General features: G+C 47.9%; 12 protein-coding genes. 11 read left to right on the forward strand and 1 reads right to left on the reverse strand.

All coding sequences use genetic code 11. The features are described 5' to 3' along the window. Window positions 1-40 precede the first annotated feature (40 nt). Together speD and MAMMFC1_RS09225 are read left to right on the forward strand one after the other, a co-directional pair. The gene (speD, locus tag MAMMFC1_RS09220) at window positions 41-883 is read left to right on the forward strand and encodes an adenosylmethionine decarboxylase (RefSeq protein WP_126308254.1); all 843 of its coding nucleotides are present in this window, start codon (window positions 41-43) and stop codon (window positions 881-883) included. A 68-nt stretch (window positions 884-951) separates the two neighbouring features. Further along, window positions 952-1,566, forward strand: coding sequence for a cytochrome b/b6 domain-containing protein (locus MAMMFC1_RS09225; protein ID WP_126308255.1), 615 nt, complete (start codon window positions 952-954; stop codon window positions 1,564-1,566). On the opposite strand, the gene MAMMFC1_RS09230 is transcribed toward MAMMFC1_RS09225, so the two are convergent. Beyond that, a complete protein-coding gene (locus MAMMFC1_RS09230; RefSeq protein WP_126308256.1) occupies window positions 1,551-3,035 on the reverse strand; it encodes a Mur ligase family protein in 1,485 nt (494 codons plus the stop codon). The genes MAMMFC1_RS09225 and MAMMFC1_RS09230 overlap by 16 nt on opposite strands. A gap of 66 nt (window positions 3,036-3,101) precedes the next feature. On the opposite strand from MAMMFC1_RS09230, the gene MAMMFC1_RS09235 reads away from it, so the two are divergent. The 9 genes from MAMMFC1_RS09235 (at window position 3,102) to MAMMFC1_RS09275 (ending at window position 13,438) form a co-directional block, all read left to right on the forward strand. Beyond that, window positions 3,102-3,965, forward strand: a complete 864-nt coding sequence (locus tag MAMMFC1_RS09235; protein ID WP_126308257.1) for a VanW family protein — start codon at window positions 3,102-3,104, stop codon at window positions 3,963-3,965. A gap of 42 nt (window positions 3,966-4,007) precedes the next feature. Beyond that, window positions 4,008-5,006: a SpoIID/LytB domain-containing protein gene (locus tag MAMMFC1_RS09240; protein ID WP_126308258.1), complete on the forward strand. Its 999-nt coding sequence runs from the start codon at window positions 4,008-4,010 to the stop codon at window positions 5,004-5,006. A 499-nt stretch (window positions 5,007-5,505) separates the two neighbouring features. Next, entirely contained in the window at window positions 5,506-6,006 is a 501-nt protein-coding gene (locus MAMMFC1_RS09245; RefSeq protein ID WP_126308259.1) for a DUF1934 domain-containing protein, read from the forward strand. Next, entirely contained in the window at window positions 5,996-7,666 is a 1,671-nt protein-coding gene (gene argS, locus MAMMFC1_RS09250) for an arginine--tRNA ligase (RefSeq protein WP_126308260.1), read from the forward strand. The genes MAMMFC1_RS09245 and argS overlap by 11 nt, the downstream gene beginning before the upstream one ends. 228 nt (window positions 7,667-7,894) lie before the next feature. Beyond that, window positions 7,895-8,347, forward strand: a complete 453-nt coding sequence (gene rpoE / locus MAMMFC1_RS09255; protein ID WP_126308261.1) for a DNA-directed RNA polymerase subunit delta — start codon at window positions 7,895-7,897, stop codon at window positions 8,345-8,347. Window positions 8,348-8,438: 91 nt separating this feature from the next. Then, entirely contained in the window at window positions 8,439-10,055 is a 1,617-nt protein-coding gene (locus tag MAMMFC1_RS09260) for a CTP synthase (protein ID WP_126308262.1), read from the forward strand. Window positions 10,056-10,190: 135 nt separating this feature from the next. After that, window positions 10,191-11,123, forward strand: coding sequence for a signal peptide peptidase SppA (gene sppA / locus MAMMFC1_RS09265; protein WP_126308263.1), 933 nt, complete (start codon window positions 10,191-10,193; stop codon window positions 11,121-11,123). 10 nt (window positions 11,124-11,133) lie between these two features. Beyond that, window positions 11,134-11,724: a Yip1 family protein gene (locus MAMMFC1_RS09270; protein ID WP_126308264.1), complete on the forward strand. Its 591-nt coding sequence runs from the start codon at window positions 11,134-11,136 to the stop codon at window positions 11,722-11,724. A 274-nt stretch (window positions 11,725-11,998) separates the two neighbouring features. Next, window positions 11,999-13,438, forward strand: coding sequence for an ATP-binding protein (locus MAMMFC1_RS09275; protein ID WP_126308265.1), 1,440 nt, complete (start codon window positions 11,999-12,001; stop codon window positions 13,436-13,438). The last annotated feature ends 11 nt before the right edge of the window (window positions 13,439-13,449 follow it).

Raw genomic sequence — 13,449 nt, forward strand, 5'->3', positions numbered from 1 at the left:
AGTCCGGTCATATATTTATTTGTGAGGGAAGGACAAGCAGATGGAAATTAGGTCAATAAAAAAACTGAAACTTTACGGATTCAATAATCTTACCAAGTCACTCAGCTTTAACATGTACGATATATGTTATGCAAAAACCCCGCAGCACCGCGACGATTATATCCAATACATTGACGAGGAATATAATGCTGACCGGCTAACCAGCATTCTTACCGAAGTGGCAAATATGATTGGGGCCAATATCCTTAATATAGCCAAGCAAGACTATGATCCCCAGGGAGCAAGCGTTACTATGCTGATTTCCGAAGATCAAATGAATCAGCCGGGGGAACCGGTGAGTGACGAGGAGTGCCTCGAATGCCATGTGCATCAGCCGATGCCGGAAACGGTTGTTTGCCATTTAGATAAAAGCCATATTACAGTTCACACCTATCCGGAAAGTCATCCTGACGAAGGAATAAGTACTTTCCGGGCCGATATTGACGTTGCAACCTGCGGTCATATTTCACCTTTGAAGGCTTTGAACTTTTTAATTAATAGCTTCAACCCGGATATCGCCAATGTTGACTACCGGGTACGGGGTTTTACCAGAGACGTAAACGGCAAGAAGTTTTTCATCGACCATAAGATTAACTCGATCCAGAATTATATTTCCAGTAATAACCGGGATATATACCAAATGATCGATGTAAATGTGTATCAGGAAAATATCTTCCATACCAAAATGCTGCTGAAAGAATTTGATCTGGATAATTACCTGTTCGGTACCGCCAAAAAAGAGCTTCTGGCCAGTGAGAAGAAAAAAATCAAACAACGCCTAAAAAAGGAAATGAACGAAATTTTCTACGGCAAAAATATTCCCAGAGTCAATATTAAATTTTAAACAAGAAGAATAACATCCCCCTTTCCGGGGGATGTTTATTTTTACTATTATGGACAAGGGAGAACATTATGAAACTTTTGCTGCATCCGGGGCCTGTTCGATTTTTTCACTGGATTATGTTCGCCGCCGTTACTTTCCTGGTAGTTTCCGGCCTTTATATGAGCAATCCCTGGGGAGGACTGCCATACGGCCTTATACGAAAGCTGCACAATATTGCCGGCATCATCCTGCTTTTGAACATCGGGGGGCAGTCCTATTATTATATTATGATGGGAAAGTTTACCGAAGTAATTTTTCTGCCGAGAGATTTACCTAATATGAGGAGTTTTCTGCGTTATACGCTGTTTATTACTGAAAATCATCCTAATTACGGCAGATATAGCCCGGGACAGAAAATCCTGTTTACGTCCTGGTGGCTGGCGATTCTGCTGGCAGGTATGGCCGCTATACCTCTAATGCTGCCGGCTGCCGGTTTTTCGTCAGGGGTATTGCGCATGTTGGGCGGACTGACGAATCTCCAGGTCATTTACTATGGCATCGCCATGTTTTTCCTGACAACAATTCCGTTTCATCTGTATTTGGTTTTTACTGAAGATCCCGCAAAACTGCAGGCTATGTTTTCCGGTTATATAAAGAAAGAGCCTAAATGCAGTGCGGAAGCAAGTGATTATAGAGTTAAATAACTGCCGCCGCAGAGGGCGTCAGCATCCGGAACCAATATATTGGTAAACACATTTCTGCCGGCGTCCATGCCTTGGGCGCCGATGAGCACAACCAGGTCACCGGTCTGGGCGTAATTAAGGGCTGTTTGCAGAGCGGCGGACAAAGTGACGGAATATGTATAGTTTACTCCCAAGGCGTCAAGAGTAGATAAAAAAGCCAGTTGTTCTTCCGGCAGGACAGTGTCGGAGGAGGGTACTTGTTCAGAACTTGACGTGATAATCAGCTCCAATGGCAATTCTTTCGCAATACCGGCCAGGGTGGCGGCGTTCATTGCGTTAATGGCCGGCCCTCTTTTTCCCCGTATCGCGTTGACGACAATCAAATGGCGGTAACGGAAGGCCTGAACCGTTTCAAAAACCGCTTCAATACTGCCGGGATTAAGGGCGGTGTCGTCAATTACCGTGAGTCCCTGGATATGGAAGACATTCATTCTTCGTTTCACGCCTTTAAAATTTCCTAACGCCGCGACAACCAACGGCAGGGGAATATCCTGCAGCAAGGCCGCGGTTCCAGCCAGTAAGGCATTTTCTACGTTATGGCGCCCAGGAACGGTAAGCCGGACAGGAATAAGGCAAGCGGGGATGACTGCACCGGCGGAAGTGGTGAGCGGACGGGATAGTTCCAGCACAAAATTACTGCTGTAGGAAGTCAGGTGCAGTATTCTTGCCGAAATATCGGCGCAGCTATCTACGGCGCAGGTGATAACCGGGCCGGGAAAGCTTACGGCCAAATCGGAGCAATAAAGGTCACCCTGGTTTATAACCAGGGGCGCGTGATTGGGGATAAGCCGCAGGAAATCCTGTTTTGCCGCCAGATAGCTCGAAAAATCGCCGTAAAAATCTAAATGATCAGGACAAATGTTCGACATGATTCCACCGGAGAATTGTACATGTTCCACCCTTTTCATTGCTACTCCCTGAGCGGATACTTCCATTGCGGCATGGGTTACGCCGTTTTGCCGCATTTCGGCCAGGTATTTGTGAATGCTTGCGGCATCAGGAGTAGTAAGGATACTGGGAAAAGATTTCTTACCGGTTTTCACCTGCACGGTACCAATAAGCCCGGCTTTATAGCCAGCCTGGGAAAATATATGCTCCAGCATATGGGTAATGGTAGTTTTACCATTTGATCCCGATACTCCCACCAGTGATAAGAACCGTGAAGGGTCACCGTAAAACGACGCCGCCAGTTGGGAGAATGCCCAACGGGCATCCGGCACATTGACTACCGGTGGTTTAAGAAAGGACAAATTACCCGGCTTGTCCGTGACAATGGCTATTGCGCCTCTGGCGACGGCGTCTTTAATATAAAGATTGCCGTCGGTTGACCGGCCTTCAATCGCAACGAAAACGTAACCCGGTTTTACTTCCGCCGAGTGGCAGGTTATTCCTTCTACCGTGCCTATTAGGTCGGATAGAGCGTTTTTCATCTTCTCTCCTCCTAATCACAAAATCGATACTTCATGTTATGAGGCTATATAAGGAAGTGACAGTTTATGACGGCGGGGAAAAAAAATTTTTTTGTGCCGGTAACTTTAATGCTGCTGATTCTGTTGCCATTGATTATTGTCATTGCCGGCTGCGGTTTCAGTAAACCGGCGCCCAAGCCGGAATCACAGCGGGCAGCAGCCGGGGTAACGGTAGCAGGAGTAGCGGTAGGGGGAATGTCGGCGGCGGAACTGAAAGCTGTTTTGCATGATTTAGCAGGCAAGACCGGGATGCCGCCGGTGAATGCCGGCTTTAGCCAGAGAACCGGTAAAATTACGCCGGAACGGCGGGGGCACACCCTTGACGTTCCCGAAACACTGCGCCGCATTCTTATGGCTCCGTCCGGCGCCGGGGTGCCGCCGGTTTATAAGGAACTGGCTCCTGCCATTACCGCCGATCAGTTAAAGAGAGCCAAGCTGCTGTCCTCCTATGCTACGCCTATTTTGGATAAAAGCCCCGGCCGGGTGAATAATATCCGATTAACCGCAGGGTTAATCAACAACACAGTCATTGAGTCCGGGGGGGAGTTTTCCTTTAATCGCACTACCGGCGAACCGATGGTGGAGCGTGGTTTTCAACCAGCCGCGGTGTTCGGCGATAACGGCCAAAAGGAAGAGGAAGTAGGGGGCGGAATGTGTCAGGTCTCCTCCACCTTATTTAATGCTGTGCTGGCGGCCGGCTTATATGTTGCCGAGCGTCATCCCCACTCCCAGCCGGTTAACTATGTGCCGCCCGGCCAAGATGCCACAACCTATACCGACAAGGACTTCCGCTTCATTAACTCTACCAGGCGCAGAGTGGCCATACGGTCAATGCTAAGCGCCGGGGAAGATAAACTTATGGTAGATTTATTTCAACTGCCTGATGTATAAAACAGCAGTTTATTACCAATATTAACAACGAGGTGGGAGCGCATGAGAAACAAAGCAATCAATACCGCATTAGTCGTCGCTGTAGTTGTAATATTCATCACGGGAGCGTACATGTTGCTCAGGCCTCCTGCCCAAAAACCTGCTCCGACGCCTCCTGTTCCGGCGCCGGCCCCTGAACCTATTCCGGGCGTACCTCAGTTTGATGCCGGCAAATATCCGGCCGAACCACAGGTCAGGGTTTATCTGGCCGACAAAGGCTATGTAACCACTATGGCGCTGGAAAAATACATTGAGGGAGTTATCGCCCAGGAGATGAAGCCGGATTGGCCGCCGGAAGCGCTCGCGGCGCAGGCAATCGTATCCAGAACTCTTACCGTTAACGCGATAGAGGCAGGCACCATCAAACAGCTGCATAACGCGGATGTCAGCACTTCCAAAGAAGAATTGCAGGCCTATGCGCCGGAAAAAGTCAATGATAGCGTCAGGCAAGCCGTTAAGCGGACCCGAGGAATGATTTTACTTTATGCCGGCGGATTGGTTAACGCCATTTACAGCTCCTGCAACGGCCAAATCTCCGCAACCCGGGAAGAAAGTTTTCCTGTAGAAATACCCTATCCAACGCCGTATTTTCAACCTGTCGCCGACGACTGCTATGAATATGCGCCTGACGATATTAAAACCTGGACGATAGAAATCCCCGGTTCCGAGGTTGCGGCCGCCATCGGCTATCAGGGCAGCCCGGGAGATATTCAGATACTGAAAAAGGGGCCATCCGGCCGGATACTCTATATTGGCGCCGGCGATAAAAAAATGTATGGTGCTGAATTTCGGCGGGCAATAGGATATGACCGCTTGAAATCCACCCTGATTACTGAAATGACGTACGACGGCAGCACATTTACTTTTAAAGGCCAGGGCTGGGGCAACGGTGTCGGCCTTTGTCAATGGGGCGCTTACACTTATGCTAAACATGGCGTAAAAGCTGAAGATATCATTAAGCATTATTATCCAGGTGTTGAAATCAAGAAAATCTGGCAATAAAATACATACCTGCAGGACGGCAGGAAGGTGAATTTATATCTTTGGTCTGCATACAATAATAATGCGAGGTAGTATGGCGGCTACCTCCCGGGGAATGCGCCGCTTGTCTGGTACGCACGGGCAAGCGGCGCGGTCCATTTTTATCCTTTATATATCTTTTATATTTAGTTATCAAATGCCACGAACTGCTTAGAAATCGTCAGATACCGTTGCATATGAAAAAAACTTATTGCAACGAGTTTGCTAATTACGGTTCAATTATCATAGTCAGACCGCCGAGGCGCGACGACGATTCTGATTTCGTTAGCTTAGCATGATAGTTTGTGCGGGGACCTCACGGAAGCGTACTGGCTGTACGCTGTAGTGAGGACCACAGGAGCAACGACGCAGATGGCGGCTTCTAAGCAGTTCCCTGCTTTTTAGTGAAAAATCTCTATTTTATTTGGCAAGGAGCCTGGCATACGCTATAATAATATAGTCAATATCGTCCATATAGTTAATGTGCAAAAAAGGTGATAATGTGAATTTGGGAGACACTGACAGCGGCCGGAGCAAAGCCGTTGCTGTTGCATTAACGATAGTAGGTACGCAACGGGATGTTTTGGGGGAAGAAAACCGGATTGAGCTTTTTACCCTCGGACATTACTATTACACAAAGGGTATCCATTATATTACCTATCAGGAAACAGAAATTAGCGGGATGGAAGGCGCAACAACCCTGCTACAGGTTGATCCGGATCAGGTTATTTTGGTTCGTTCAGGAAGCATTGAACAGAGACAGGTTTTCAGTCCGGGTCAGTGGACTTATTCTGATTATTTGACGGCGCAGGGTATATTCAAAATGAATGTACTTACTACCGGACTTGACATTGGGGTAACGGGGGATGGCGCCGGCTTGCCTCAAATCCGTATTGATTATGAACTTGAAATCGGCGGGCAGTGGCAAAGTAAAAATACACTGTCAGTTACTATACAGGGGGACAAGAGCAATGGACATTAAACAACTGTTGGCGGATGCTATTGAAACAGCTGTTAGCTCGGCGATGGATGAAGGTATTTTCGTGGCCGGACAGTTGCCGGCTCTATGCCTTGAAGTTCCGCCACAGAAGGAATTTGGCGATTACGCCACCAACTTTGCCATGCAGGCGGCCAAGGCGGCCAAGACCAATCCAAGGGTTATTGCTCAAGCTATTGTCGATCGGATTCATGAACCCTGGCTGGAGAGAACTGTCATCGCCGGCCCCGGGTTCATCAACTTTTATCTCAAACCCGGCTGGCTATACGATCAACTGGCACAGATACTGGCTGCCGGTGATACATATGGAATTTGTTCCAGGGCAGATGGAAAAAAGGATAAAATTCAAGTGGAATTTGTCAGCGCCAATCCTACCGGCCCGCTTCATGTCGGACATGGCCGCGGCGCGGCAGTCGGCAGTGCGCTGGTTAATCTGCTAAAAGCCGCCGGTCACGAGGTGGAAGCGGAATTTTACATCAACGACGCCGGCAATCAGATCGATAATCTGGCAGCATCCGTTAACGCCAGATACCTTGAGCTATTAGGCCGGAAAGTTGAATTTCCGGCCGACGGATATCATGGCCGGGATATTATTGATACCGCCCGGCGTATTATAGAACATCACGGGGACAAGTACCTTCAAATCAATGAAACCGAGCGGCTGGCAACTTTTAAGGAATTGGCTCTGGCGGAGAAACTTGCGGCGCTGAAAGAGGATCTGGAAGCTTTTGGGGTACTATTTGACGTTTGGTTCAGCGAACGCAGCCTTCATCGTAGCGGCGCACTGGCGCAAACGGTTGAGGCACTCCGAAAGTCCGGCCATATTTACGAGAAAGACGGAGCTTTATGGCTTAGATCCACTGCCTACGGTGACGACAAAGACCGGGTGGTTATTCGGGAAAATGGCGTACCTACCTATTTAGCCCCGGATATCGCTTATCACCGGAATAAGTTTGACCGGGGCTTTGACCGGGTTATCAATATCCTAGGGGCCGACCATCACGGCTATATTTGCCGGTTAAAAGCGGCGGTCGCCGCCGTGGGTTATGACCCTGATCACCTGGAAGTAATGATATTGCAAATGGTTAGTCTGTTTCAGAACGGTGAACTGGTAAAAATGTCCAAACGTACCGGACAGGGTGTCACTTTAAGTGAACTAATTGAAGAAGTAGGCCGGGATGCCGCCCGTTTCTTTTTCATTATGCGTTCCACCGACAGTCAATTGGATTTTGATCTGGATCTTGCCAAATCCCGCTCTAATGAAAATCCCGTCTATTACATCCAGTATGCTCATGCCCGGATTACCAGCATTTTCCGGCAAGCGGCAGAAGCCGGAATAGCTTTGAACGATTGGCGGACAGCCCGGCTTGATCTTTTGACTGAGCCGGCCGAAACGGATTTAATCAAAAAGATGGGACAATTGCCGGCGGAAATCATTTCTGCGGCCAAAGAAAGAGCTCCCCACCGTATAGCCCGTTATGCCCACGATTTGGCGGGACTATTTCATACTTTTTACAATCAATGCCGGATTATCGGGGTGGATACCGAACTTCAAGCCGCGCGCCTGGCTCTCGTCGCCGCAGTTCGTATCGTCATCCGTCAGACTTTGGGTATCTTAGGAATTCAGGCGCCGGATAAAATGTAGCCGGCTGTAAAAATCTTTTGTTTTGGTATGTTGCCGCTGCCGGGTATATAAAAGAGGAATTTGCCTTTGCGCATAGAATAGTAATACGGATTTTCTCATCGAATTCGAATTAAAAAGACACGAAGCTTCTTTAAATAACTGAATTATATAGGGCCAGCCTAAGCCCCCGCCGGTAAATTAATGCTCGGCGCGAGCTAAGGTTACTTTTTTGCGCGGAGGTTAGAAGTAATGGCAAATAATTCTTATCATGACAAAAACAAAGACAAGGACCAGAATGATGAAGTTAATTTAGCTTATCAGCTTTTAAAAGAAGCAGGACATTCCATGTATTTCCGTGATCTGATCACCAAGGTACTCAGTATTAAAGGCGGCTTGGTACGGTCACAGGCGCAGGCTATGGCTGAAGTTCATACGCAAATCAACATGGACAGCCGGTTTGTTCATGCCGGTAAAGGCATGTGGGGGCTGGCTGAATGGTCGCCGCAGCGGGCGGCTTCCCGGGAGCCGGAAGAGGCCGGTGCAGCCATCCCGGATAATGCCAGTGCTCTCAGGCGGGAAAAACTATTGGCGGCCATCCAGCAGGAATATGAAATGCCGGCGGAGGCAGCGGCATCCTATGAGACTGAGGCTTCAGAACTAAATGAAGAAGAGGACCTGGAAGACGAGGAGGAAAACGATTAGACTCCAATGCCTTGACATCTTATAACATAAAAGTATAAAATAGTTGGCATAATTGGGTTAGCTCTGTTCGTATATCTGTAGGGGGATTATGATGGCAAAGTATATTTTTGTAACAGGCGGGGTAGTATCTTCTTTAGGCAAAGGCATAACAGCGGCGTCTTTAGGGCGCCTTTTAAAAAGCCGCGGCTTAAAAATTACCATTCAAAAATTTGATCCGTATATTAACTTTGATCCCGGAACGATGAGCCCCTATCAGCATGGCGAGGTATTCGTCACTGAGGACGGCGGTGAGACAGACCTGGATCTTGGGCACTACGAACGGTTTATTGATATCAATTTAAGCAAAAGTTCCAATGTTACTGCCGGCAAGGTGTACTGGTCGGTCATCAATAAGGAACGTAAAGGCGATTATCTGGGCAGCACCGTTCAGGTCATTCCCCATATCACCAATGAAATCAAAGAACGTATCTACTGGATTGGTAAAGAAGACAACGCTGATGTCGTAATCACGGAAATCGGCGGCACAGTGGGCGATATTGAGAGCCTGCCGTTTTTGGAAGCTATTCGCCAAGTCAAGAAGGAAGTCGGCCGGAACGGTGTTCTGTATATCCATGTTACCCTGGTGCCTTATATCTCAGCTGCCGGCGAACTAAAAACCAAGCCGACCCAGCACAGTGTAAAAGAACTTAGAAGCATTGGTATTCACCCGGATATTATCGTTTGCCGGACTGAGCACGAAATATCGCCGGAAATGAGGGAAAAACTGGCGCTTTTCTGTGATATTGATGTTAACGATGTCATCCAAAATAAAAATGCAGCCAGTATTTATCAAGTACCGCTGATCCTTGAGGCGGAAGGCCTGGACCGGATTGTCATGCAGAAGCTGAATTTGCCTGACCAGGGAGCGGACATGAATGATTGGCGGCAGATGGTTGATAAAATATTAAATCCGGTCGATACCGTCCGGATTGCTCTTGTTGGGAAATATGTCACTTTGCATGATGCGTACCTGAGCGTATCCGAATCATTGCATCACGCCGGAGTTGCCAGTAATATAGCAGTGGATATCAAGTGGATTAACGCCGGGGATATGGAAGAGGAAAATATCGATATAGCGACTTATCTTGGCGATGTAGACGGTATTTTAGTGCCGGGCGGCTTTGGCGACAGAGGTGTGGAAGGCAAGATGAAGGCCATTCGTTATGCGCGGGAGAACCGAGTCCCCTACTTCGGCTTATGCCTCGGCATGCAAACGGCAGTCATTGAGTTTGCCCGCAACGTGTGCGGCCTTACTGCCGCCAATAGCACCGAATTTAATCCGGACACCCCGCATCCGGTTATTGATCTCATGCCGGAGCAAGCTGCCATTGAAGAAAAAGGCGGTACTATGAGGCTGGGCGTCTATCCCTGCAAGGTCCTGGGAAATACTCTTACTTATAAGGCCTATCAGGATGAAATTATCTATGAAAGGCACCGTCACCGGTTTGAGTTTAACAATGCCTACCGGGAACAGTTGACTGCCAGGGGTATGGTTGTCGGCGGGACTCTCCCCAACGGGCGGCTGATAGAAATCATTGAACTCAAGGATCATCCGTGGTTTGTCGGGACACAATTCCATCCGGAATTTAAATCGCGACTGACCAAGCCTCACCCCCTATTCAGAGATTTTGTCAAAGCGGCATTGGAACTTAAGTGCAGCAAAAGATAAAAAAAGAGCTGTTGGTTTCCCAACAGTTTCTTTTTTAATAATTTTTAATGATTTTTAATAATCAACAATCAATCAACAATCAACAATCAACAATCAATGAGACTGCTTAGCGCACTCTCAACTAGGAGGAAAAACATGTATAAAAAGTCGGTGGTGTTGTTCCTCGCATTCATCGTAGTTATCTCCATGGTGATTGCCATTTTCACCGGTCCCGGCTTAACAAAGAAAAATTTTGCCGGCAAGGATAAAATTGCTGTTATCTACGTTGACGGCGTGATCATTGGCGGCCGGGGACAGGGGGGACTGTTCGGCGAAACCGGCGGAACAGACGCAATAATTAAACAGATTCACGCCGCCAGGGATGATCAGTCGGTAAAGGCAGTCATTCTCCGGATCAACAGTCCGGGTGGCAGTGCGCCCGCTTCTCAGGAAGTAGGCGACGAAGTAAAGAAGCTGAAGGCAACCGGTAAGCCGGTTGTGACTTCCATGGGGGATATGGCGGCTTCCGGCGGATACTGGATCGCAGCCTGCAGTGACAGGATTTACGCTAACGCGGCCACTCTGACCGGCAGTATTGGCGTGTATATGCCCTATACCAACTGGGAAGAGCTTTATAAAAAAATTGGCATTAAACAGGAAAAAATAAAAAGTGGTCCGCATAAAGATATTTTATCGCCGGAACGTTCCATGACCCCCGAAGAACGGGACTTAATTCAGGCCATGGTTGATGATATGTATAACCAGTTTGTCGAAGTTGTGGCCCAGGGGCGGCGCATGGACCCGGAAAAGGTGCGGCAATTGGCGGACGGCCGGTTATATACCGGTCGCCAGGCCAAGGAAGCGGGATTGGTTGATGAACTTGGCAATATGTATGATGCCATTGAAGGGACGGCCCAATTAGCCGGCATCCCTGGAAAACCCGAAATCGTAGAGTATGGTAAAACCAGCCTTCTGGCAGTACTCCTTGGCGCCGAAGAACGGTTGGATTTGGGCAAGGTGCTGTTAAAACAGCTTGGCGAACCACCGCTCTTGGTTGCGCCAATGGCTATGCCCCAGTCCTGGCAGTAGGGAGGATGGCATGAAAAGTTACGGAAGTTTTCTGGAAACTGTATATGATGTACTGTTTGAACCCCGCCAGGCCATGCAGGCTATTGCCGAACAGCGTTTGACCGGGCAGGCATTGGCAATGTTTGCTATTAGCATGCTGGTTCCGGTTTGGACGGTATATACCGGCGTAACAGGTATGGCGGACTCACCGGCTACCGTGGCCATGTTCGGTGTCCATTTGTTTGCCAGTCTTGTGTTCTGGGTATTGAGCGCCGCTGTACTTAGCTTTATTGCTGAACTGTACGGCGGACAGGGTACCGTACTGGGCCTTTTCGCTGCCTTGGGATTTTCCCACCTGCCCCGCATTGCCATCATACCCGCGTGGGTATTCGTGGCAATTATGCCGCCAGTGACACGACCGGTATTAATGGGGATCATCGGGCTGGCAGTGGTGACGTGGACGCTGGCGCTGAATGTCGCCGCCCTGCGGGGAGCTTATGGGTTGTCCGGAGCCAAAGCGGTGCTGGTGTTACTCACGCCGATACTGGCGGTGGCTATCCTTATCACTGTCTGCGTCATGTTCGCCGGGGCGGCGATTGTTTACTGGCCGTTTAAAGCTTAAAAACCACTTTGACTCACTTTGACTCACTCGGCATGAATAAAAAGCGGAAGTTTCAGCACTTTTTGTGCAAAACTTCCGCTTTTTTATTATAATAAGAACCACTAGATAAATTATCTATTTTTGGAAAAAAATTAAAGGATTTAGCTAAGTTGATAAAGAATAAGAAAATATATTTATAAAATAAGAAAATAATACATAAAATCACATAAAATTTACTTTTATTACAATATCCGCAGAAATATTACAAAATTTATAAATGGAAGACAGATGATGCATGAGAAAATTTAACCGGACGACTAAATTAAACATTAAGGTTATAGGCATTTTAGCGGTATTTATGTTTATTTTTATAGTATACAGCCAATGGATAGCTTTTCAGGAAAAAAAGACGGAGTTTGCCCGTCAGCTGGCGACCATTACCGAGTTCCTGGTGAATGAAATGCCGGCCAGTTCGTTTGCGGAAATTACCGTACGGCGCGGCGCCGGGGGAAAACCGATTGAAGAGCAGGTCATGGCTGTCAATCGGGAGATTCAGCCTATTTTAGCCAAGGTATTAATACCGGTAAGTAACGTAAAGTACGGTATCTATTCCACGCATCACCAAAGACTGGTCGCTGTCGGTCCTAAACTTGAACACATGTTGCTGGTAACTGTGGATCAAAGGCTGGCTGCGGAACTGACAAACGTAAACACGCCGCGGCTGGGGCAGGTGGATAATTCCCTGGTATGGTATGGCGCGCCAATCCTGTATCATATAAGGCCTATCAGCAACAATGCCCAAATCATCGGCTATGCTGTTGCCTGTGTCAATTTGAACATTATCCAGGGTGAATTATGGCAGATCGCAATGATAAATCTTTTGGCCGGATTTCTGGGGCTAATCATTGTAATTATGCTTTTTCAGGATATGTTCTTCAAACTTAAACAAGATTTAAACCTATTTGCCCAGGCCATTCTAAAGGGCGGCACCAAAAATTTTGTCAGTACAATAAGCGAATTAACCCCCGTATTACAATATATAAGTGATCAAACAGAAAAAATGGCCCGTCTGGACAGGCTGAATATTATTGGTGAAATGGCTGCCAGTATCGGCCATGAAGTCCGGAATCCCCTAACGACGGTAAGAGGTTTTTTGCAGCATATGGGTAATAAAAAAGCTTTAGACAGCTACAAAGAACAATTTGAACTGATGATCAGTGAGCTTGACCGCGCCAATAGCATAATTACCGACTTTCTGTCCTTAGCCAAAAACAAGGCTATGGATTTTAAGGACCTTGACCTAAATAAAATAATTGCCGAGGTTACCCCCATGCTGCAGGCCGACGCCCTGCAGCACAATTGTCAGCTAGAACTTGATTTAAGCGTTGTTTCCACCGTGTGCGTTGACGAAAACAGTATGCGCCAACTCATTCTGAACCTGGTACGGAATGGGATCGAAGCCATGCCCCAGGGCGGAACGGTAAAAATTGCCACCGTCAATTGCGGGGACAAATTGATGTTGGCCATAACCGACCAGGGAATAGGTATTCCGCCTGAATTTATGGACAAGCTGGGAACCCCGTTTTTTACCACCAAAGATAATGGCGTAGGCCTGGGGCTGGCAGTTTGCTATCGCATCGTTCAACGCCACGGGGCGACAATTTCGGCAGTCAGCCAACCGGGGAAAGGAACCAATTTTACCATTGAGTTCAACTGTAATGAAAAACCGGCATAGGGCAAGAGGAA

It is taken from the genome of Methylomusa anaerophila (genome assembly GCF_003966895.1).
GTDB classification, from domain to species: Bacteria; Bacillota; Negativicutes; order Sporomusales; family Sporomusaceae; genus Methylomusa; species Methylomusa anaerophila.